We start from the raw sequence: 19,629 nt of genomic DNA, 5'->3' as shown, positions 1-19,629 counted from the left end.
CCACCGCCGTCAACCGTCCAGCCGGCGGACCATGTTCATGATGGTTTCGAGCTGCGCGCCGCCCTTGATCGGGAAGTTCGTCGCGCCGAGGTAGCCCCACCAGTCCCAACAGCCGTTCGGGTTGCTCAGCGCGGTGCCCGCCTGGGGGTAGAGCACGATCAGGTTGTTGGTGTCGGCGTACTGGTTGAGGTTGGCCCGGTCGACGAAGGCCGTGCCCACCGACCCGGCCCCCTGGGCGCAGCCGTGCAGGGCGACCAGCAGCCGGCACGACTGGCCGGCCGCGCACGCCGACGGGACGTACGCGTAGCCGTTGGCGTCCATGCTCAGCCCGTTGGCCCACCCGTTGACCGCGTACGTGTTCTGGTCGAAGCGGATCAGCGTGCCGCCGAGCGCTGACGTGTTCGGCGCGTTGACCCCGCCGAGCAGCTTGCGCAGCAGCGCGTTCTGCGGGTCGGTGCCGCAGTCGTTCAGGTAGGGCGACGCGGTCGCCGTGCACCCCACCGTGCCGTACGGGGTGACCCACGCGTGACCGGCGGCGGAGCCGCTGTCGTACTGCACGCTGGCACCGAAGCGCTGGTAGTAGCGGACCAGGTCGTCGGTGACGGACTTCTTGACGGCGGTGTCGTTGGCGCCGTGGAACACGTACACCGGATCACCGGAGAGGTTGCCGACCGGGTCGATCCAGCCGTACGACGCCCAGGTGCGGGTGTACGTCTCCAGCGCCGGCACGTTCGTCGGGTAGATGTTGTCGCCGCAGCCGTAGAGGGCCTGGGCGACGGTGTTCTGGGAGCAGTAGTAGGGGCCGGCGGCGAAGACGGCCGCGCCCCGGATCCGGGACGAGTAGGCGACGTGCAGTTGGGTGGCCATGTAGCCACCGGAGGAGACCCCGGCGACGTACACCCCGGAGACGTTGTAGGTGCCCAGCGACCCGGAGACCGGTGGCCTGGTGGACGGGTTGGCGGCCTGGGCGGGGGCCGCGACGGTCAGGATCAGCAGCAGGACGGCGGTCAGGGCGGTGGCGGCTCTGCGCGGTGTGGTCATCGACGCTCTCCTCGGCAGCGCCGGCGGGGCGTCGACGCGCGCCGAAGCTACCGTGACGCGGGCCACACCCGACATGAGCCCGACTGACACGTTTGTCGATGTCGGTGTGTGCCCCGGCCACCTACGACCGCGGCGTCGCTCAGGCGGTGTCGCCCGGCACGAGGTGGCGGTAGCCGGGGATGGTCTCGGCGAACCAGCCGGCGACACTGGCCAGGCCACGGTCGTTCAGCTGCGCGTCGTGAATGGGGTACGCGGCCTCGGCGTCCACCGCGCGGGCGAACCGGATCGCCTCGTCGAGGCGGAGCCACGACCCGTGGGCCGGCACGAGCAGGGTGCGCACCGGCTCGTCCGGCACGTGCACCGAGTCGCCCGGGTGGTAGAGCCCGTCCCCGATCAGGTAGCCGAGATTGGCACAGTCGGGCTGGCCCTCGTGGATCACGGCGTGCCGGCCACCGTGGGCGCTGACCGTGATGCCGGCGGCGGTGAAGCGCTGGCCCGGGCGTACCCGGGTGACCGGCAGCGGGGCGAGGTCGGGCAGCCGGGCGCCCTCGGGCGCGTACACCGGCACGCCGAGCCCGGCCAACCGCAGCACGTCGACGTGGTCGGTGTGCTCGTGGGTGACCAGGACGGCGTCCGCGCCGACCAGCGCCTGCGGTTCGCTCCAGGTGCCGGGGTCGATCACCAGCACCGCGCCGTCGTGCTCGACGCGGACGCAGGAGTGCGTGAACCGGGTGATGATCATCAGGTGACGCTACCTCGCGGCGCCGCCCCGGCCACGACCGGTGGCGGGACGCGGTCCGTCACATCCGACGTCCCGCCGACATCCGGAGGATGTACAGGAACTGGGCCGCGAACGTGGCCAGCGCGACCACCACCCCGGCGGCCACCATGAGCCAGTGCCAGCCCCCGACCGCGCCGAGCACCAGAGCGACCCCCGAACCGATCAACGACGCGTTGACCGCCCCCACGAGCGCGGCCGTGGTGAGCAGGAACTCCCAGCGCCCCGGCCGGGTGCCCACCAGCGTCCAGGCCGTCTCCGCGCTGTCCTCGGACACCACCGCGTCGGCGAAGAAGTCGTGCTCGCTGGCGAGACGATGGTGGTAGTAGGCGCGGATGCGCTGGATCCTGCGTAGGTCCAGCGAGTTCTCCACGGTGGTCTCGACCAGCCGCAGGAAGGTCAGCAACCCGATGATCACCAGGATCGGCAGCACGGCACCCAGGTAGGGCCGGACCACCCGGTCGTTGCCGGCGGCGAAGCCGAGACCGATCAGGGCCGCCGAGAGGACGGACAGGAAGATGGTGGCGCGGCCGGTGGCCTCGTCGATCGTGCCGGCCCGGGACGTCTGCAGCGCGTAGTGCTCGGTGTTCAGGACACTCAACAGCGCCTTCTCGCGTTCCGCGTCGTCCACCCCGTCACCTTCCGCGCTCGCCTGACTCCGCTACCGTCACCCTACGAGTGGTACGACGGCCCCGACCGACGAAACCGGACGGTCACGAACGGGACAGCGAGCGGCACAGCCGGCCCGTATCCTCCGCATCTCGGTGGGCCATGACGGAAGGGGACCGGATGCCCGAGTGGGCGGGGCGGAGCGGAGGTCGCGGCCGACAACGACGCGCCGTCGTGGTCGGTGGGCCGTTGCTCGGTATCGCGCTCGTGATGCTGCTGGCCGCCTGGCGCAGCACCGGCTTCCTCAGCGACCTGCTGCTCAACCTCGGCTCCAGCGTCGTGCTCGCGGCGATCTCGTACGTCATCTTCGACCCGCTGTTCGAAGAGGCCCGCAGGGCCCGGGTGCAGGAGCACCTGAGCTTCGACCAGGCGGCGTTCGTGACACGGCTGCGCCGCTGCACGCGGCGGGTCCGCATCCTCGACACCTGGACGATCCTGCTGGAGCAGCGGCACCGCGAGGAGACCTTCGACGCCGTACGCGCGGCGCTCGGCAACGGCGCCCACGTCCAACTGCTCCTGCTCGACCCCGACTGCACCGCCGCGCAGCAACGCTCCGAGGAGTTGGAACGGCAGCGGGTGGACGTGCCGCGCCAGATCCGTACCAACCTGCGTCACCTGGCCGCGTTCTCCGACACCCTCGATCCGGCGGTGCGGCACCGGTTGCAGGTACGGCTCTACGACGCGTCCCCGTCGATCCAGCTCTACCAGTGGGACAGTCGGGCGCTGATCTCGTTCTTCCCGATCGGGAAGTTGTCGTTCAACGTGCCCCAGCTGGAGGTGGACATGGACAGCCCGTGGGGCGGTTTCGTGCACGCCCGGTTCGAGGAGTTGTGGGAGCACCAGCGGGAGACCTCGAACCTGGACCAGTACTGGTCGGTGACCGTGACGCTGCGCCACGAGGACTCCGACGTGGTCGAGGTGCAGGTGCCCTACGTGACGGTCCAGGGGCAGCACTACGTCGACTGCCGGGCGTTCCGGGTGACCGGCCCGCTGACCGTACGCGCCGTCCTGCCGCCCCGCCCGGGCGCGACGCCCGCGGTGTTCGCGCTGGCCGAGCCGGCCGACGGGGACCCGACGCCGGCCACCGTCGTGGCCCGGCACTTCGACCAGAAGTACGGGCACGGCGACGGGCAGCGGGCGGTACGCCGGCTGGTGCCCGCGCCGGACGGTCCGCGTACCCCCGTTCCGCGCGCCGCGGCGGCCGGCGACCCGCACGGAGGGTGACCCCGCGTCGACCGCTCGGGTGCCGCGCGGGACACTGGTGACCACCGCGCACCACCGACCAGAGGGAGTACCGGCCGTGCCGCCCAGCCCCGGGCCGACGCCGCTGCGCGCCGACTGCGCGCGCTGCTTCGGGTTGTGCTGCGTGGTTCCCGCCTTCGCCGCGTCGGCGGACTTCGCCATCGACAAGCCCGCCGGCCGCGCCTGCCCGAACCTGCGCCCCGACCACCGCTGCGGCATCCACACCGAGCTGCGGGAGCGCGGATTCGCGGGCTGCACCGTCTTCGACTGCTTCGGCGCGGGGCAGCAGGTCGCGCAGGTCACCTTCGGTGGGCGGGACTGGCGGGACGCTCCGGACACCCTGCCGGCGATGGCCGAGGCGTTCCGGGTGCTTCGTCCGCTGCACGAACTGCTCTGGTATCTCACCGAGGCGCTGTCGCTGGGCCCGTCTGCCGGGCTGCGCGCCGAACTGGACCGCGCCCGCGTCGAGATCACCGGACTCACCGAGGGCGAGCCGAGTCGCCTGCGGACCGTGGACGTCGACGCGCACCGGGCCCGGGTCAACCCACTGCTGTCGCGGGCCAGCGACACGGCGCGCGCTCCCGCAGGTCCCGACCGGCGGGGCGCTCACCTCCTCGGCGTCGACCTGCGCCGGACGGACCTGCGCCGGGCCAACCTGCGCGGCGCGCTGCTGATCGGCGCCGACCTGCGCGGCGTCGACCTCGCCCTGGCCGACGTCACGGGTGCGGACCTGCGCGGCGCCGACCTGCGCGGCGCGGACCTGCGGACCACGCTGTTCCTGCACCAGGCGCAGCTCGACGCCGCGCGGGGTGACGCCCGCACGAGCCTGCCGGCGATGCTGACCCGGCCGGCGCACTGGACGGCGCTGCACCTGACGCCGGTGTCCCGCCCCAGCCGGGCCACCGCCGCCGGTCGGCGGAGCCGACGACGCTGACCCGGGCACGGCGTGCCGGCGGGCGAGGTTTCGTGGGTGACGACGCCGGGTAGCCACGCCCGACGCGGAACCGCACCGACGGGGGGGCACGGCGTGGGTTACCGAAAGCGCGACGGTGAGCTGCCGGGCGACCCGCAGCACAGCGAGGACGAGGCCGGTCAGGTTCCGCTGGTGCAGGTCGAGGCGGACACCGAGGTCCCGGCGCCGGCCGACACGGACGAGCGGCCGGACATCGTCACCGAGGACAACAGCTCCGGTATGACCGGTGGCTCGTCCGGCAGCAGCGGCGGCGGGTCGAGCATGCCGGGGCACCCGGACGCGACCCGCCGCGGTTAGCGGCTCGCCAGCGCCGCACGCGCCTCGGTCATGCCCTTGTTGGCCAGACCGTCCGCGCGCTCGTTCTCCGGGTGACCGTTGTGCCCCTTGACCCACAGCCAGGTCACCTCGTGCCGCGCGCAGGCCGCCTCCAGGCGCTGCCACAGGTCGGCGTTCTTCACCGGCTGCTTCGCGGCGGTCTTCCAGCCGTTGCGCTTCCAGGACGCCAGCCAGCTCGTGATGCCGTTGCGCACGTACGTGCTGTCGGTGTGCAACTCGACGGTCACCGGTCGGTTCAGGCTCTCCAACGCCTGGATGGCCGCCATCAGCTCCATCCGGTTGTTGGTCGTCGGCGTGGCCTCGCCGCCGCACAGCTCCCGCTCGTGGTCGCCGTAGCGCAGCAGCGCTCCCCAGCCGCCCGGCCCGGGGTTGCCACTGCACGCCCCGTCGGTCCAGATCTGCACGCCCCTGCCGTCCGCCATGGCAGGCAACCTACCGGGCGGCGGCGCCGCACCGGCCCGTCGGGGGCCGCCACGCCGGGGCCGCGGGCGCTAGGGTCTGGCGGATGGACCGACACGTCGCGTTCGACCGTCTGCACAATTTCCGGGATCTCGGTGGTTACCGCACCGACGACGGGCGTACGGTCCGCTGGCGGCTGCTCTACCGGTCGGACTCGTTGGGCAAGCTGGCCGACGCCGACCTGGACCGGTTCCACGCCCTCGGCGTCCGCACGGTGATCGACCTGCGGTATCCGTGGGAGATCGCCGCGCGGGGCCGCGCGCCGCAGCTCGACGGGCTGACCTGGCACAACCTCAGTATCGAGCACCGCCCCTACGACCAGGCGACGATCGACCCGGCGCTCGACCCGTGGCGGTACCTGGCCGACCGGTACGCGGAGGTGGCCGAGGACGGGGTGGCCGAGCTGCGACAGGCGTTGGCGGTGATCGCCGCCGCCGACGCTCCGCTGGTCTTCCACTGCGCGTCCGGCAAGGACCGGACCGGTCTGCTGGCCGCGCTGCTACTCGCGCTGCTCGGCGTGGACGAGGAGCAGATCGCCGCCGACTTCGCGCGTACCGAGCTGGCCACCGAGCGCCTCGTCGCCGACTGGCGGGTCCTGAACCCCGACCGTGAGCTGCTCTGGCCCGGGTACGGTCGCGCGCCGGAGGCCGTCATCCGGCACTTCCTGGCCGACCTGACCGAGGCGTACGGATCGGTGGTCGGCTACGCCACCGCCCGGCTCGGCGTGGACGAGGCGCTGACCGCCCGACTGCGCGACCGACTCCTGACCAGCTGAGGAAAATCGCGCGCCCGGGAGCGGTCCGATCTGTCAGAGTCGTTCGCCGTGGACGGTGACTGGGAATGCCTGCGGGCCGACGTACGGCGCACGATCGACGAGCTGATCGCCGACGGGCGGGAATCCGGGGTGCAGGTCGCCGCGTACCTGCACGGGTCGCCGATGCTGGACGTACACGCCGGGAGCGCCGACCGGGCCACCGGCCGGGCGCTGGGTGGCGACACGCCGATCTGGAGCGCGTCCACCGGCAAGGCGCTCACCGCGACCGTGGTGCACGTGCTGGCCGAGCGGGGTGAGCTGGACTACGACCTGCGGATCGCCGAGGTGTGGCCGGAGTTCGGCCGGCACGGCAAGGAGTGGATCTCCCTGCGGCACGCGCTCACCCACACCGCCGGTGTGCCCGTCCTGCCGGCGGACGTGACGCCGGAGGACTTCACCGACTGGGACCGGATGTGCGCGATCGTGGCCGACAGCGAACCGATCGCCCCGCCCGGCGCGGTCAGCGCGTACCACGCGTGGACCTTCGGTTGGCTGGTCGGTGAGGTGGTCCGCCGGGTGACCGGCAGACGTGTCTCCCAGGTGCTCGCCGAGGACGTGGCCGGGCCGCTCGGGGTGGCCGACGAGCTGTACCTCGCGGTGCCGGCCGCCGACCTGGACCGGCTGGCCCGGGTGGAGGACCGCAACCTGTCGGCCCTGTTCGCGTTCGCCAGCGCGAACCTGCCCCACTTCGACCGGGTCGCCCCGGCCGGCGTCCGGCCCGGCGCGGAGATCGGCGGCCGGGCCGACGTCCTCGCCGCCGAGGTGCCGGCCACCGGCACGGTGACCGCCCGGGCGCTGGCCCGGATGCTCGCCGCGCTGATCGGCGAGGTGGACGGCGTCCGACTGATCTCGCCGGACCGCTTGCGGGCCGCGACGACGCCGGACGGGCCGTCCGGGCCGGAGTGGGTGTTCGGGCAGCAGACGACCTGGGGACTCGGGTACGCGGTGGACGACGACGGTTCGTTCGGCGCGGCCGGCAGCGGCGGCAGCCTCGGGTTCGCGTACCCGGAGTTGGGGTTGACGGTCGCGGCGACGAAGACGCTGCTGGCAGCCGGTGACGGCGACCCGATGGAGGACCTGCGGGTGCGGATCCGCGACGCGGTGGCCGCCCGGCGCTGACCGGTCGGCTCAGGCCGGCGGGTCGGCGCGGGGCGGGACCGGACCGCCCACCACGGCCGCCGGGATGGCCGGCGCGGGACGGACGGGGCGCAGCCGGTCGCGGGCGCGGTGGGCCGCGTCGCCGACGGTGGCGGCGATCATCGGCCCGAGCCGGGTCGAGTTCATGATCGCGATCTCCTCGGTCGGGGTAGTGACGCCGTCGAGGAAGCGCAGGACCCGCTCGGCGGGGTTGCGGTCGAAGAGCCGGTCGAAGAAGTCCGGACCGCCCACGCCGCCGCTGTCCAGCGCCCGCAGCGCCACCGCGTCCATCCAGCGGTGCCGGGCCGGGTACGCGGGCCGGGGAACAGGCGGACGGCCGGCGGCGAGCGCGCGGGCGATCTGGTCGGCCTGGCGGTGCATGGCGGAGAAGGTGAAGCCGGTGGAGGGGCGGGTCGCCCCGCCGGCCGTGCCGAGACGGACGACGCGGGACGAGGGTCGGGCCGGGAACGGCGCGTCGGTCATCGGGATCACCCCGTTCTCGACCTCGCGGATCCGCAGCCCCGTCGGGTCGAGCCCGAGCAGGTCGCGGTAGCCGACCAGCGCCGTGTCGTACCCGGCGTCGGTGAGCAGGCCGGGCGAGAACTCGGTGTACTCGACGAGGGCGTACCGGTCGTTGACCGGGAGCAGGTAGCCGAAGGAGACGCCCCGAGGCGGCTGCGGGGTGCGGAAGTCCATGAGCACCGCCCGGCGCGGGTCGAACACCGGCCGGTCGGCCTCCAGCCACCAGCCGCGGAAGTGCTGCAACCACGTGGTCCGGCCGGCGCGGGCCGGTGGGCGGGGCCGGGAGTCGAGCACCCAGCCGGCCCGCACGACCGACCCGTCGCCGCAGCGGACGAGCACCCGGTCGCCCTCGTCGGTGACCGCCTGCGCCGGGGCGACGATTCGGCGGGCGGTGAGCCGCTGCTCGGCTGCGGCAGCCCGGTCGTAGACCGGGCCGGAGCGGAGCATGGCGTACCGCAGCGGGGTCAGGTCCAGGACGCGACGCCGCGCGGGCGTGACCACCTCGACCTGGTGCCAGCTGGCGCTGAGCAGCGGGTCGAGGTCGGTGTCGGGGTGACCCCAGAACGCCCAGGTGCGGTCCTGGCCGCGCCGGCGGACCGGGTCGACGATGGCGATCCGCAGATCGCGGACACCGTGCCGGTCGAGCGCGGCGAGCACCAACGAGGCGGCGCCCCCGCCGCCGAGCAGCGCGAGGTCGACGTCGAGCCGGACGGAATCGGTCACCCGCCCCACGCTGCCATACGGCGCGGTTCGCCCACGCGCCGCCACCGGGTTGACGTGCAACCACCGGGTTGCCTATGGTCGAAAGGCAACTGTTCGGTTGCCTTTTGGGAGGAGGCTCGTGGACGACGTGTTCCGGGCCCTGGCCGATCCCAGCCGGCGACGACTGCTCGACAGGCTCAACGACCGCAACGGCCAGACCCTGCGGGAGCTCTGCGACGGGCTGGCGATGACCCGTCAGGCCGTCAGCAAGCACCTGTCGGTGCTGGAGGCGGCCGACCTCGTCACGACCGAACGACGTGGCCGCGAGAAGGTCCACCACCTCAACGCCGCGCCGGTCAACGCCATCGCGGACCGCTGGCTCAGCCGCTACGACCGGGAGCGGGCCGCCGCGCTCGCCGACCTGACCAACGCATTGGAGCGACAGCCCATGGAGAGCCCCACCTTCGTCTACACCACCTACGTCGCCACCACGCCGCAGCGCCTCTGGGCCGCGCTCACCGAACCGGCGTTCACCCGCCGCTACTGGGGTGGGGTCGCGCTGGTGTCCGACTGGACGGTCGGCGCGCCCGTGCTGTGGCAGGACGCGCCGGACGCCGAACCGCGCGATCTCGGCCAGCGCGTGCTGGTCGCCGAGCCGTACCGACGCCTCTCCTACAGTTGGCACGGCTTCCAGCCGGAACACGCCGAGCACTTCGGCTGGTCCCCGGAGGAGTTGGCCGCCCGACTGGGCGAGCGCCGTTCGACGGTCACCTTCGAGATCGAGCCGCACGGGGAGTCGGCCGTCCGGTTGACCGTGCGGCACGACGATTTCTCCCCGGACAGCGAGATGTACCGGGCCATCAGCGGCCAACTCGACGGTAGCGGCGGTTGGCCGGAGCTACTGGCCAGCCTCAAGACCCTCGTCGAGACCGGCGAGCCCATCCCGGCCGGCTGACAACCCGCCCACCAGCGGATTCGGCCCGCGCCCGACGAGAGCATTCGCGCCGCCGGCGCCCATACCTCGCCATCGACCCAGGGGTGACAGCCCCGCCGCTCTCCCCCGCCTTCGGGTGGACACGTGACGGCAACGAAGGTTTCTCATTTTCACCTGATCGGGGTCCCAACCCACCTAGTGTTGGGCACACCGGTGCTAGTCACGGAGTTGGCCACCCGAACGACGTCCCACGCAGCCAGCGGACGAAAAGTGAGGGAAGACGCGTATGAAGGTCTCAACAGCACTCTGCTCGGCGGCGCTCGGCGTGGGTCTCGGCACGCTACTGCTGCCGGGCGCCGCACTGGCCGACACCGTTGTGTCACCGGCCACCACCCCGGTCGGAGGAACCGTCGTGCTCACCGCGACGACCTGCAACCCGAAGTCGGGTGACGTCATCTTCCGGGTCACCGGACCCAACCGCGACCAGAACGTCCGATCCACCACGGCCGCCGCAGGCGGCGGACTCAGCGCCGAACTGTTCACCGCCGGGTTCACCCTGGGCACGTACACGGTGGCGGCGACCTGCGGCGACGGCAGCTCGGCGGGCAGCGCCACCTTCACCGTCACCCCGATCGGCGGCGCCCCGGCCGGCTCGGGCGGCGACAGCCGGGACGGACGTGACGCGGGCGCGCTCGCCGCCGGAGGCACCCTGCTCGGCACCGCCGCCGCGGGCGCGGCGCTGCTGCTGCGCCGACGCCGACCGGTGTCCACCGTCGCCTGACCGGCGACCGCTCCATCCCAAGAGGTCGGGTGCCCGTGCCGGTAGAAACCGGCGCGGGCACCCCGACCAGCCCTGACGGAGGTGCGCACGTGTGGTGGCGGCGAAGCCTGCCGGCCGTGGTCGCCCTGCTCGGCGTCACCGGACTCGGACTGATCACCGTCGGTCTCACCGACGGGCCGGCACGTCCGCCACACCCGCCGGCCGACGCACCGGCACCCTCCCGACCCGCGCCGGACCTGGCGCCGCTGCCCCGCGCCGCGCCCGTCCAGGTCCAGATTCCCACCATCGGGGTACGCGCCGACATCGTCGCCGTCGGCGCGGACGCCGCCGGGGTGCTGGAGGTACCCCCGCTGGACAAGCCGGCGCTCGCCGGCTGGTACCGGCACGGGGTGAGCCCCGGTGAGACCGGCAACGCCGTCCTGGTGGGACACGTCGACTCCCCCGCCGGTCCGGCGGTCTTCTTCGACCTCGGCCGACTGCGCGCCGGCCAGGAGATCCAGGTCACCCGGGCCGACGCGCGGGTCGCCACGTTCACCGTGGACGGTGTCCACGCGTACCCCAAGAGCAGCTTCCCCAGCACCCTGGTCTACGGCCCGGCGGACGTCGCCGGGCTCCGCCTGATCACCTGCGGCGGCCGGTTCGACGACGCGACCGGCAACTACGTCGACAACATCGTCGTCTTCGCCACCCGCACCGCCTGAGGGGGCACCGCACTGTTGGGGGCAGCGGGATCCCAGTGCGAACAAAGCCGTACCGAGACGCGCGTGTCGCCCGCATCGCATGTTCAGCATGGTCCAACCCGACGCGGTGCCCACTCACCTGGGCGCAAACGAGGCACGGCGCCAAGCGGCGCGGTAACCGATCGCCACGCACTCGACGGAAGGTCGGGTATCGGTCGATCGTTTCGGCCAGCCGTGACGTTGACACGTAGGATCAGCTGGCTACCTCCCACACGCCTATGACCAGCACAGTGACAGCCCATTCGACTAGATCGAACTGTCGGATACTTGACAGACAAAAGTCGGGTCTTGTGCTAGAGCGCCAGAAGCGAGATGCTTTGACGGTCGAACGGCACTGCGCCGCCTAAACAAGGCGGCGCCCGGCTGCAACCGGACGCCGCTCTCGACTCGACCGCGTGCAACGGAAGGAGTCAGGTTGACTGTAACCCCTCGTGGGCCGGACTTTGAAGCGCCGAGGGCCAAAGACGATGAAGATGGCGGGCTGCGGAGCCATCGCATCGTGTTGGCATACATCCGCGCCCTCGGCCCGATAGCAACCGCCCTCGTGGCTGCTGTTGCGACGATGGTAGGAGTTTTAGTTCGTTAGCAACCCGGCCCCGCACCCTGTTCCAACCAGGGGTGCGGGGCCCTCCGCCTAACTGGCTCCGCTGCAACTACTCCGGCATAGACGACTTCCGTCGGGCAGCCTCAGGTCGTTGGCGGCCGAGTGCTGTGGACGCCGGTTTCTACACGAGTCGGCTGGTGTAGCCGGCTTGAACGAGACGGCTGTAGGCAGCGCGGACGTCACCAGGCACGTGCTGTGGGATGGCGAAGCCGAGTTCGGCGTACTTGTCGATGCGCTGGGTGTCGCCGACGAGCATGTCGATGACCTTCTTAGTGTTGCCGATGCTGGCCAGGTAGTCGTCAAGTGAGGGTGAGTAGGCCGCACAGACTACGTAGACGCTGGGCCAGAGTTTCTTACAGGTGGCGTACGCGCGGCGCTGTTGGTATGGCCGAGACATCAGCATCACTGACCGAGCCTGGATCTGGCGCTCGACAAGGAGCGCTCGGGTGTTCTCGATGTTCTGACCGGTGTTCTTGGCAAGCGTGTCGATGAGGATCGCGCCAGCCGGAACGCCGTGAGTTAGGGCGTACTCGCGATAGTGGACGGCCTCACCTCGGGGGAAGGTTTGGATGGTGGTCGGGGCGTTAGCGCCGGTGAAGACCAACGTCGGATACATCCCTTGGTGATAGAGGTCGGTGGCGATCTTGGCGACTCCGAGGTCGTGACTGCCAAGCCCGATGCCGACATCGACCGGCCGGATCTCGTGGTGCATGTTGTGGTAGTCCCACAGGCGCTCGACGTCCGCGCGATGTTCGGCGGGAATGGTCCGAGGAGTTGTCGCCATCGCACATCAGTCGGGGATCTTGAAGGTGTACGACCATGTGAAGCGGGATGCGGCGTGCACGCCTCGAGCGAACTCGATCGGTCGGCCGCCTGCGGTAAACGTCGTGCGGTGCAGGACCATGACCGGTTCACCGGCGGGGAGGCGAAGAACCTGCGTCTCGTCGGGGGTGGGCATTCGGGCGTGCACGGTCTCGGTGATCGTGTCGGGTTCCAACCCTCGGCCGGTGAGGATGGCGAAGCCGCCGCCTCGTCCGGCGGGCCCCGTCTTCGAATCGACCAGCGGCGTCCCTTCCACGTCTTCCGGCCGGTAGTAGCTGGTCAAGGTATGGGTGGGCACGTGGGCTTCCTTGACCAGGCGGGCGCGTTCGTAGACGGGCGCTCCGGGTGTCAGTCCGAGCGCGTCGGACGTCTCGGCGTCCGCCTTCGTCAGGCGCACGTCGTTGATCTGGTCATCTGGTGCCCATGCACGGCCGGTGGCTTCGCGGTCGGCGGCGAACGCGACGAGCCCCGATTTCCACTTGCTCTTGGCATAGCGATCGGCACCGAGTCGCCTCATGGCCACACGCGGCCGGACCACGGTGCCACGTCTGCGGACCGGCGTGACGAGCCCTTCAGATTCAAGTAGGCGCACTGCCTGCCGGACGGTGTTGATGTTGACCCCGTGCTCGGCAGCGATCTCGCCCTGCTTGGGCAGGGTACTGCCCTCGGTGTAGTCGCCTCGCTGGATGGCTTCGCGCAGGAGCGCGGCCAGACCCCTGTATCCGGTGCCCATCGCTCCTCCTGGCCGCTCGCTTCGTAGAGCCATCTTTACCAGCCAGTGTGCCTCCTTGTGAACATTAGAGCTAGCTCTATTGACAAGTCGATAGGCGGCCGAGTCACATAGGACTAGCTCTAATTCCCGGATAGGACCTGGTGATGCTTGGTACTGCGGCGGTTCCGAAGACGTCCCGACTATCTCCGGTGCAGCATGCCGGACCTCCCTACGCCATCACTCCAGGCATCTCCTGCTCCGGCAGGGCATGAGACCGGCCCGGGTGAGTGCTGGCGTGGGACCACGACCCGAACGACGGCCCATCAACCACCCGCCCGCCCCGGTGCCTCGCAGAGTCACGCCGCACCAGCCCGGTATTCCCATTCCAGGCGACCTGGTGTTGATCGACGGCCGGGCGTCGGTGCAGTTCAGCGGTGAGCGGGCGCTGTGGCTGCGGGTGACCTCGATCTGCGACAAGCCGACGTATCACGGCTGGGTGTGGCTGACCGGCTACTCCATCAACCCGGCCACTGACAACGCGTTGGCCCGGCGGGAGGTCTTCGCCCAGGTCGCCGGCCTCCGGATCCAGCGGAACACGAGCACATCGCCTCACCACAACAAGGGGCCAACGACGAGGAGACGCGGTGTTTGACGTTCGAGTACAACTCGGGGCAGTACTGGACATCGACGCGGCCGATCGCCTTCTGCCATCAGACGGCCCGGTACGGCTGTGGGTGACGGGAGTACGGCTCGTAGCCAACCGCCCTCCCCAAGACGAGTGGATCTGGGTCGAGGGCATCAAGCTCCTCCCGTCCGGCCGTCGCGGCCCGCAAACACAGATCCTGGTACGCGCGAGCAGGCTTCCACCAAAGTGCCCGGCGCGGTAAGCATTCTCTGTCAGGCGTGACACCCGGTTGTCGGACGCCGGACGCCGCTGGGCAGAATCCGGTGGCACCATGCCCTGCGAGCACCGTGGCCGCGACGGTGCGCGGGAGGGGGGCGTGGTGGATCAGCGAGCGGTACGGGACCGGGCCGGTCGGGGCGTACGGGCGCTGGCCCGTCGACTACTCGGCCGCCCCGGCGGTGACGCTCCCGCGCCCCGCCGGTCCAATCCGGACGCGGTCGTCGACTGTGCCGTCTACGTGAACGGTCGCCGCGAGCCGGGCCGGCCGCACTACGACGACGCGTACGCCCGCGCCCGGCGTGGCCGCAACGCGTTCGTGTGGCTCGGTTTGCACGAGCCGGGGCCGGCCGTGCTGGCGGCGGTGGGCCGCACCTTCGGCCTGGACGAGCTGACCGTCGAGCAGGCGCTCGCCGACGGGCACCGGCCCACCGTGCAGCGGCACGGGCCGGTCACTCTGCTGGTGCTGCGCACCGCCGGGTACGTGGAACACGCCGAGCTGACCGACACCTCCGAGGTGATCGACACCGGTGACGTGATGGTGCTGCTCGGTGACCGGTTCGCCGTGACCGTGCGGCACGGCGCGGCCGGGGCGCTGCGCGACGTACGCGCCGACATCGAACGCCGGCCGGACCTGCTGGCGGCCGGCCCCTGGGCGGTGGCGTACGCGGTCTGCGACCGGATGGTCGACACGTACCTGGAGGTGGCCGGGCACGTCGAGCGCGACCTGGAACGCGTCGAGGAGGCGGTCTTCGCCCGCGACCGGTCGGCCGACATCCAGCAGGTCTACCAGCTCAAGCGGGAGGTGGTGGAGTTCAAGCGGGCGGTCCTCCCGTTGCAGCCGCCCCTGCGGACGCTGCTCGACCCGACCGGCGACGGCCCGCCGCGCGCCCTGCACCGCTGGTTCGTGGACGTCGACGGCCGGCTGGGCCGGGCCGTGGACCGGGTGGCCGCGTACGACGACCTGCTCACCTCGATCGTCCAGTCCCGTCTCGCGCAACTCGCCGTCGAGCAGAACAACGACATGCGCAAGATCGCGGCGTGGGCCGCCATCGCCGCCACGCAGACCGGCATCGCCGGCATCTACGGCATGAACTTCGACCACATGCCGGAGCTGGCCTGGCGTTACGGGTACGCGGGCGCGCTGGCCCTGATGGCGGTGGCCGCGTTGGCCCTGTACCGCCTGTTCCGCTGCTCGGGCTGGCTGTAACCCCTTCCCCGCGATCTTGCACTTTCGGTCGCCGATATGCACCCTTTGCCGGCAATGCAGGGACAGTAAGTGCAAGATCGGCGACGGGGAGGAGCGGCGGCGGGTCAGCGGCGGGCGAGGAAGGCGCGGATCCGCTCGCGGGGACGGTCGGTCAGCTCCGGGCCGTGGGTGAACGCCGCGATGTCGTACTCCAACTCCCCGAACACGTGGGCGGTCTGCTTCGTCATCCGGAAGTCGCTGCACAACAGCTTCGGGGCCCAGCGCATGCCGAGCACGTTGAACAGCGCGTCCCCGGTGATCAGCAGCCGGGTCGGCTCGTGCAGCAGCGACACGTGACCGGGTGAGTGCCCGGGGGTGTGCACCACCCGCAGGCCGCCGCCGACGTCGAGCACGTCGCCGTCGGCGAGCGGTTCCGCCACCCGTACGGCCGGGAACTTGCCGCCGGCCACCCGGGTGAAGAACCGGCCGCCGGTCACCGCCGGGTCCGGGGGCGGATTGTGGCCGCCCTCGGCGTACGGGACGTCGGCGGCGTGCGCGGCGACCGGCGCGCCGGTACGGCGGGACATCTCGGCCGCCCCGCCCGCGTGGTCGGGGTGCGCGTGGGTGAGCACGATGCGGGTGACGTCCGCCGGTGTCCTGCCCATCGCGGCCAGCCCGCGCACGATCTTGGCCGGCGCCTTGGCCAGCCCGCAGTCGACGAGCGTCACGCTGCCGTCGTCGTCGACGAAGGCGTACGAGTTGACGGCCGAGCGGCCCACGGTGGGGATGCGCCAGACGTTCGGAGCGAGCGAGACCGCCGGGGAACGCGTCATGCCGGGGAGTCTAGGGACGGCCGTCAACCGTCGGCACCCCCTCGACGACCGGGCGGCCGGTCGCCGGGACCACCCGCCGGTGCGGCAGGATGATCCGGTGGGCAAAGCGGGACGAGGCCGGCGGGCGAACGCGACGAGCGGCGGACTCTGCCCGTGCGGCACCGGTCGGGCGTACGCCGACTGCTGCTCCCCCGTGCACGACGACGCTGCGCCGGCGTCGACCGCCGAGGCGCTGATGCGCTCCCGGTTCAGCGCGTTCGCCCGGGGCGACACCGACCATTTGCTGCGCAGCTGGCACTCCTCGACCCGGCCGGAGCGGCTGGAGCTGGACCCGGCACAGCGGTGGACCCGGCTGGAGATAGTCGAGACCGAGCGTGGTGGCCTGCTGGACGCCACCGGCACCGTGACGTTCCACGCCCACTACCGGGCGGGCGGCCGACCGGGCACGCTGACCGAACGCAGCCGCTTCTCCCGCGAGGACGGCCGCTGGGTCTACCTCGACGGTGACCAGCTCTGACGGCTGCGCGGACGGCCGGTCGGGGCGTACGATGACGGCGGCGTAGTCCTGCGCCGCACCTCCCTCCCGGCGCTCACGCCGCCGGCCACGCGGAGGCAAAGGGGGCCCGGCGCCCTCGGGACGTGAGGCCACATGCCCCACTCCGGCGGGGTCGGCGGGAGCGTGAGTCCCGGTGACCGTGCCGTTGACCGGGAGCATGTGATGACCGAGCACAAATCGTTCAAGACCCGGGTCCGCGCCCGGATGGCGAAGACCGGCGAGAGCTACACCACGGCCCGCCGGCACCTGATCAATCGGGCCGCCGGGCCGACCCCGTCTCCGGCGTCCCCCGCGGCGCCGACCGAACGGCCGTCCGACGCGGCTACGGGATCCGCCGCCGCGCAGACCGAGCGGATCGCCGACGACCTCCTTCGCGACCGGACCGGCCAGGGCTGGGCGGACTGGTTCGGCGTGCTCGACGCAGCGTCCGCCGCCGAGCGGACACACACCGAGATCGCCCGCCTGCTGATGACCGAACACGAGGTGCCGGGATGGTGGGCGCAGACCATCACCGTCGGGTACGAGCAGGCGCGCGGCCTGCGTTCGCCAGGCCAACGGCGCGACGGCCGTTTCGAGGCCAGCGCCAGCCGGACGGTGGCGGCGCCGGCGGCGCGGTTGTTCGAGGCCGTCGCCGACGAGACGGTACGCGCCCGGTGGCTGCCCGACGTCGAGGTGCGCGTCCGCACCGCCACCGCACCGCGCCGCTTCCGGGCCGACTGGGCCGGCGGACCGACCCGGATCGTCGTCGGCTTCGACGCGGTCGGCGAGTCGAAGACCCGGGTCAACGTCCTGCACGAGAAGTTGACCGGAGCGGAGCAGGCCGCCGAGCTCAAGGCGTACTGGCGGGACCGGCTCACCGCGTTGAAGGCGCTGCTCGAGTCGAACGGAGACGCCTGATGACCACGACCTTCGTCAACCTGCCGGTGCGTGACCTGGCCAGCGCGGCCGAGTTCTACCGCGCGCTGGGTTTCGACGCCGACCCGGCCGGCCCGGCCGGGGACAGCATGACGCTCACCGTCTCCGACGGCACCCGGCTCGTGCTGCACGTGCGCTCAGCCTTCGAGGCGTACACCGGGGTCGCCGCGACGGACACCGCGGCCAGCCGGGAGGTCATCGTGGGGTTGTCGGCGCAGAGCCGCGAGCAGGTCGACGAGTTGGTCGACCGGGCGGTGGCCGCCGGCGGCGAGTCGCTGGGCCCGGGGTCCGCGAGCGGGCCGATGTACATGCGCGGTTTCCGCGACCCGGACGGCCACCAGTGGTCGTTCCTGCACATCGCCGGTTGAGCGGACGCCCGACGGCGGGACCGGACCCACCCGCCGTCGGGCCACACCCTCAGCCCGGGCCGCGCGCACCGGCCGCGGCGACGTCGCCGGGCACGGCCGCCCGGCGGCGTCGGCGGCCCCGCACCACCAGCGCCACCACGAGGTACGCCCCGGCGGCCGCCGCGAACGCGACCGCGTTGCCGGCCGACGTGGCGACCAGCCCGTACCCGGCGTACGTCCCGATGACCAGCAGGTCGGTCAGCATCCCGGCCAGCGAGGTGACGGTGGCACGGCTACCGCCGGTGATCCGGGCCTGGAGGCGCGCGTCGGCCAGGACGGTGGCCAGTTGCGCCGCGCCGAACGCCACCGCGAGCAGCACGAAACCGGCCGGATGCCGGACCAGCGCGCCTCCGGCCAGGGCCACCGCGACCAGGGCCAGCAGTGCCGCGTATCCCCGGCGGCCGAGCCGCTCTCCCACCGGGGCGAGCAGCCCGCCCACGGTCACGCCGGCCCACAGCAGCAGGAGCAGCAGCGGCACCGTCGGCGCGCCCACGCCGGTGTCCAGGGCCAGCAGCGGCGTGTACTCGTCCAGCGCTCCCCAGTCGGCGGCCACCACGGCGGCCAGCAGCACGGCGGCCCGTACCGGTGGCCGGGTACGGACCTGACGCAGACCCGCCCGAAGCGTCTCGGTCCAGGTCAGGTCGTCGCTGCCGTCCGGGTTGGACGCCCCGGCCGGCGCGTCCTCGGGCGGGGCGGCCGGCGGCGCGGCGGACGACGCGGCCGGCGACATGGGTGGCAGTGGCGCGGCCGGTGGCGGTGGCGCGACCGGGGACCGGCGGTGTTCGGGAAAGCGGGTGGCGACGGCCGCGGCGAGCAGGCAGGCGAGCACGCTGCCCCCGCCGACCGCCGGGTACCCACCGGCGGCGAACACCGGACCGGCGAGCACCCCGGTGACCACCACACCGAGCACACCCGCCGTACGGGCGCGGCCGAGCACGCGGGCGTACCGGTCGCCGGCGTCGAGGCGGGCCAACTCGGTCCAGACCAGCGCCTCCAGCGCACCGGAGACCAACGCCCCGCCGGCGCCCCAGAGCAGGAAGCCCACCGCGAAGGCCGGGTACGACGGCAACAGCACCCAGAGCGCGTAGCCGGCGGCGGTCACCAGCGGGGCGAGGCACAGCAGCAGCCGGCGGGACGCCACGTCGGCCCACGCGCCGGACGGCACCTCGAACAGGATCCCGGCGGCCGACCAGAGGACGAACAACGACGAGATCTGCCCCACCGACAGGCCGGTGTCGGCGAAGAGCACCACGTACAGCGGATAGAGCAGGACGAGGTCGCTGAGGAACGCGTACCCGTAGAGGGTCGCCGAGAGGCGGCGCACCGCCGGTTCGGGTACGCGCGAGGCGAGGCGGATCATGGGGGCCTTCCCGTGGGAGTGGACGCGGACACCGGATGTGCGATGTCCGGGGCGGCCCACGGGCGCGGCCTACGGGGCGGGATCAATGTCGCCAGGTCATGTCGGCGATGGTAGACCGGCGTCCCGACGCCTGGCCAGCGCCTTCGACGCCCGGCGGAACGTGCGGCGGGGGGGGGGGGGGGGGGGGGGGTCCCCCCCGACG

The 19,629-nt window shown here is 72.3% G+C and carries 22 protein-coding genes; 13 read left to right on the top strand and 9 right to left on the bottom strand.

All coding sequences use genetic code 11. The annotated features are described in order from the left end of the window. Positions 1 to 9 precede the first annotated feature (9 nt). The 3 genes from AC3EN4_RS26485 to AC3EN4_RS26475 all read right to left on the bottom strand — a co-directional run bounded on the left by AC3EN4_RS26485 (position 10) and on the right by AC3EN4_RS26475 (position 2,450). Complete coding sequence (locus AC3EN4_RS26485; RefSeq protein WP_435208680.1) at positions 10 to 1,041, bottom strand: extracellular catalytic domain type 2 short-chain-length polyhydroxyalkanoate depolymerase; 1,032 nt, start codon at positions 1,039 to 1,041, stop codon at positions 10 to 12. A 139-nt stretch (positions 1,042 to 1,180) separates the two neighbouring features. Next, entirely contained in the window at positions 1,181 to 1,783 is a 603-nt protein-coding gene (locus AC3EN4_RS26480) for an MBL fold metallo-hydrolase (protein ID WP_435208678.1), read from the bottom strand. 58 nt (positions 1,784 to 1,841) lie between these two features. Continuing rightward, positions 1,842 to 2,450, bottom strand: coding sequence for a hypothetical protein (locus AC3EN4_RS26475; RefSeq protein WP_422739909.1), 609 nt, complete (start codon positions 2,448 to 2,450; stop codon positions 1,842 to 1,844). A gap of 158 nt (positions 2,451 to 2,608) precedes the next feature. On the opposite strand from AC3EN4_RS26475, the gene AC3EN4_RS26470 reads away from it, so the two are divergent. The 3 genes from AC3EN4_RS26470 (at position 2,609) to AC3EN4_RS26460 (ending at position 5,000) form a co-directional block, all read left to right on the top strand. After that, positions 2,609 to 3,712, top strand: coding sequence for a hypothetical protein (locus AC3EN4_RS26470; RefSeq protein ID WP_435208676.1), 1,104 nt, complete (start codon positions 2,609 to 2,611; stop codon positions 3,710 to 3,712). 76 nt (positions 3,713 to 3,788) lie between these two features. After that, positions 3,789 to 4,664 carry a pentapeptide repeat-containing protein gene (locus AC3EN4_RS26465; RefSeq protein ID WP_435208674.1) on the top strand — a complete coding sequence of 292 codons (876 nt, stop codon included), beginning with the start codon at positions 3,789 to 3,791 and terminating at the stop codon, positions 4,662 to 4,664. Between the two features lie 93 nt (positions 4,665 to 4,757). Further along, complete coding sequence (locus tag AC3EN4_RS26460; protein ID WP_422739906.1) at positions 4,758 to 5,000, top strand: preprotein translocase YidC; 243 nt, start codon at positions 4,758 to 4,760, stop codon at positions 4,998 to 5,000. Here the strand turns inward: AC3EN4_RS26460 and rnhA are convergent. Continuing rightward, entirely contained in the window at positions 4,997 to 5,461 is a 465-nt protein-coding gene (gene rnhA / locus AC3EN4_RS26455) for a ribonuclease HI (protein WP_422739905.1), read from the bottom strand. The genes AC3EN4_RS26460 and rnhA overlap by 4 nt on opposite strands. A gap of 83 nt (positions 5,462 to 5,544) precedes the next feature. Here rnhA and AC3EN4_RS26450 point away from each other — a divergent pair, with 83 nt between their 5' ends. Continuing rightward, the gene (locus tag AC3EN4_RS26450) at positions 5,545 to 6,273 is read left to right on the top strand and encodes a tyrosine-protein phosphatase (protein ID WP_435208671.1); all 729 of its coding nucleotides are present in this window, start codon (positions 5,545 to 5,547) and stop codon (positions 6,271 to 6,273) included. Between the two features lie 48 nt (positions 6,274 to 6,321). Next, a complete protein-coding gene (locus AC3EN4_RS26445) occupies positions 6,322 to 7,431 on the top strand; it encodes a serine hydrolase domain-containing protein (RefSeq protein WP_435208669.1) in 1,110 nt (369 codons plus the stop codon). Positions 7,432 to 7,440: 9 nt separating this feature from the next. On the opposite strand, the gene AC3EN4_RS26440 is transcribed toward AC3EN4_RS26445, so the two are convergent. Beyond that, the gene (locus AC3EN4_RS26440; RefSeq protein WP_435208668.1) at positions 7,441 to 8,694 is read right to left on the bottom strand and encodes a lycopene cyclase family protein; all 1,254 of its coding nucleotides are present in this window, start codon (positions 8,692 to 8,694) and stop codon (positions 7,441 to 7,443) included. Positions 8,695 to 8,812: 118 nt separating this feature from the next. Here AC3EN4_RS26440 and AC3EN4_RS26435 point away from each other — a divergent pair, with 118 nt between their 5' ends. The 3 genes from AC3EN4_RS26435 (at position 8,813) to AC3EN4_RS26425 (ending at position 11,089) form a co-directional block, all read left to right on the top strand. Beyond that, on the top strand, positions 8,813 to 9,628 hold the full coding sequence (locus AC3EN4_RS26435) for an ArsR/SmtB family transcription factor (protein ID WP_435208666.1): 816 nt from the start codon (positions 8,813 to 8,815) through the stop codon (positions 9,626 to 9,628). A gap of 265 nt (positions 9,629 to 9,893) precedes the next feature. Further along, complete coding sequence (locus AC3EN4_RS26430) at positions 9,894 to 10,388, top strand: hypothetical protein (protein WP_422739901.1); 495 nt, start codon at positions 9,894 to 9,896, stop codon at positions 10,386 to 10,388. Between the two features lie 89 nt (positions 10,389 to 10,477). Beyond that, positions 10,478 to 11,089, top strand: coding sequence for a class F sortase (locus AC3EN4_RS26425; protein ID WP_422739900.1), 612 nt, complete (start codon positions 10,478 to 10,480; stop codon positions 11,087 to 11,089). 764 nt (positions 11,090 to 11,853) lie between these two features. Here the strand turns inward: AC3EN4_RS26425 and AC3EN4_RS26420 are convergent. Continuing rightward, complete coding sequence (locus AC3EN4_RS26420; protein WP_435208663.1) at positions 11,854 to 12,516, bottom strand: YdcF family protein; 663 nt, start codon at positions 12,514 to 12,516, stop codon at positions 11,854 to 11,856. A 6-nt stretch (positions 12,517 to 12,522) separates the two neighbouring features. Next, positions 12,523 to 13,287, bottom strand: coding sequence for a GntR family transcriptional regulator (locus AC3EN4_RS26415; RefSeq protein WP_435208661.1), 765 nt, complete (start codon positions 13,285 to 13,287; stop codon positions 12,523 to 12,525). Positions 13,288 to 13,663: 376 nt separating this feature from the next. On the opposite strand from AC3EN4_RS26415, the gene AC3EN4_RS26410 reads away from it, so the two are divergent. After that, positions 13,664 to 13,918, top strand: a complete 255-nt coding sequence (locus AC3EN4_RS26410; protein WP_435208660.1) for a hypothetical protein — start codon at positions 13,664 to 13,666, stop codon at positions 13,916 to 13,918. A 304-nt stretch (positions 13,919 to 14,222) separates the two neighbouring features. After that, complete coding sequence (locus AC3EN4_RS26405; RefSeq protein ID WP_435208659.1) at positions 14,223 to 15,377, top strand: magnesium and cobalt transport protein CorA; 1,155 nt, start codon at positions 14,223 to 14,225, stop codon at positions 15,375 to 15,377. Between the two features lie 104 nt (positions 15,378 to 15,481). Here AC3EN4_RS26405 and AC3EN4_RS26400 read toward each other — a convergent pair whose 3' ends face one another. Further along, the gene (locus AC3EN4_RS26400; protein ID WP_435208658.1) at positions 15,482 to 16,189 is read right to left on the bottom strand and encodes an MBL fold metallo-hydrolase; all 708 of its coding nucleotides are present in this window, start codon (positions 16,187 to 16,189) and stop codon (positions 15,482 to 15,484) included. Positions 16,190 to 16,286: 97 nt separating this feature from the next. Between AC3EN4_RS26400 and AC3EN4_RS26395 the strand changes: the two genes are divergently transcribed. The 3 genes from AC3EN4_RS26395 (at position 16,287) to AC3EN4_RS26385 (ending at position 18,028) form a co-directional block, all read left to right on the top strand. After that, entirely contained in the window at positions 16,287 to 16,706 is a 420-nt protein-coding gene (locus tag AC3EN4_RS26395; RefSeq protein WP_435208656.1) for a YchJ family protein, read from the top strand. 201 nt (positions 16,707 to 16,907) lie between these two features. After that, positions 16,908 to 17,642, top strand: a complete 735-nt coding sequence (locus AC3EN4_RS26390; protein ID WP_435208654.1) for an SRPBCC family protein — start codon at positions 16,908 to 16,910, stop codon at positions 17,640 to 17,642. After that, positions 17,642 to 18,028, top strand: coding sequence for a VOC family protein (locus AC3EN4_RS26385; RefSeq protein WP_435208652.1), 387 nt, complete (start codon positions 17,642 to 17,644; stop codon positions 18,026 to 18,028). The genes AC3EN4_RS26390 and AC3EN4_RS26385 overlap by 1 nt, the downstream gene beginning before the upstream one ends. A 49-nt stretch (positions 18,029 to 18,077) precedes the next feature. Here AC3EN4_RS26385 and AC3EN4_RS26380 read toward each other — a convergent pair whose 3' ends face one another. Beyond that, positions 18,078 to 19,427, bottom strand: coding sequence for an MFS transporter (locus AC3EN4_RS26380; RefSeq protein ID WP_435208650.1), 1,350 nt, complete (start codon positions 19,425 to 19,427; stop codon positions 18,078 to 18,080). Positions 19,428 to 19,629 lie beyond the last annotated feature (202 nt).

The organism is Micromonospora sp. bgisy143, from assembly GCF_057708145.1.
Note: the sequence above shows the minus strand (reverse complement) of the source record. Positions and strands in the feature narration are given on the sequence as shown.

What these genes read in the sequence shown, in the direction of transcription:
- AC3EN4_RS26415 (WP_435208661.1), bottom strand. Translation starts at nt 13,287, where the DNA reads ATGGGCACCGGATACAGGGGTCTGGCCGCGCTCCTGCGCGAAGCCATC.
- AC3EN4_RS26430 (WP_422739901.1), top strand. Translation starts at nt 9,894, where the DNA reads ATGAAGGTCTCAACAGCACTCTGCTCGGCGGCGCTCGGCGTGGGTCTC.
- AC3EN4_RS26405 (WP_435208659.1), top strand. Translation starts at nt 14,223, where the DNA reads ATGCCCTGCGAGCACCGTGGCCGCGACGGTGCGCGGGAGGGGGGCGTG.
- AC3EN4_RS26420 (WP_435208663.1), bottom strand. Translation starts at nt 12,516, where the DNA reads ATGGCGACAACTCCTCGGACCATTCCCGCCGAACATCGCGCGGACGTC.
- AC3EN4_RS26400 (WP_435208658.1), bottom strand. Translation starts at nt 16,189, where the DNA reads ATGACGCGTTCCCCGGCGGTCTCGCTCGCTCCGAACGTCTGGCGCATC.
- AC3EN4_RS26390 (WP_435208654.1), top strand. Translation starts at nt 16,908, where the DNA reads ATGACCGAGCACAAATCGTTCAAGACCCGGGTCCGCGCCCGGATGGCG.
- AC3EN4_RS26450 (WP_435208671.1), top strand. Translation starts at nt 5,545, where the DNA reads ATGGACCGACACGTCGCGTTCGACCGTCTGCACAATTTCCGGGATCTC.
- AC3EN4_RS26380 (WP_435208650.1), bottom strand. Translation starts at nt 19,427, where the DNA reads ATGATCCGCCTCGCCTCGCGCGTACCCGAACCGGCGGTGCGCCGCCTC.
- AC3EN4_RS26470 (WP_435208676.1), top strand. Translation starts at nt 2,609, where the DNA reads ATGCCCGAGTGGGCGGGGCGGAGCGGAGGTCGCGGCCGACAACGACGC.
- AC3EN4_RS26480 (WP_435208678.1), bottom strand. Translation starts at nt 1,783, where the DNA reads ATGATCATCACCCGGTTCACGCACTCCTGCGTCCGCGTCGAGCACGAC.
- AC3EN4_RS26385 (WP_435208652.1), top strand. Translation starts at nt 17,642, where the DNA reads ATGACCACGACCTTCGTCAACCTGCCGGTGCGTGACCTGGCCAGCGCG.
- rnhA (WP_422739905.1), bottom strand. Translation starts at nt 5,461, where the DNA reads ATGGCGGACGGCAGGGGCGTGCAGATCTGGACCGACGGGGCGTGCAGT.
- AC3EN4_RS26485 (WP_435208680.1), bottom strand. Translation starts at nt 1,041, where the DNA reads ATGACCACACCGCGCAGAGCCGCCACCGCCCTGACCGCCGTCCTGCTG.